The organism is Xanthomonas sp. SHU 166 (genome assembly GCF_000364685.1).
GTDB classification, from domain to species: domain Bacteria; phylum Pseudomonadota; class Gammaproteobacteria; order Xanthomonadales; family Xanthomonadaceae; genus Xanthomonas_A; species Xanthomonas_A sontii.
In genome coordinates this window covers 1-325 of the sequence record NZ_AQOJ01000380.1, presented here as the reverse complement: position 1 = coordinate 325, position 325 = coordinate 1, and the positions used below count along the sequence as shown (strand labels likewise).

Here is a 325-nt window from a genome sequence, read left to right as displayed (position 1 = left end):
TCAACCTCGGCGGCCAGATCGCCGGCCGCGACGTATTTCTGAGTGCTGGCCGCGACCTGATCAGCAGCACCAGCGGCGACGCCATGAACGGGCGCTCCAGCATCCTGGCGCAGGGCAACCTGTTGCTGCAGGCCGGCCGCGACCTCAGCCTGACCGGAACCACCGTGCAGACGGGCAACAGCGCGGCATTGCGGGCCGGGCGCGACCTGATCCTGCAACCCACTGCCAGCACGCGTGAGAAGGGGGAATTGCACGATGGTGCCGGCACCAGCCTGACCGTCGGCAACAACCTGTCCCTGCAGGCCGGCAACGACCTGCAACTGCA

The 325-nt window shown here is 68.0% G+C and carries 1 protein-coding gene; it reads left to right on the top strand.

Features of this window, described 5'->3' with window-relative positions:
* On the top strand, positions 1 to 325 hold a 325-nt coding region (locus D180_RS10570), incomplete at both ends, for a hemagglutinin repeat-containing protein (RefSeq protein ID WP_043090800.1).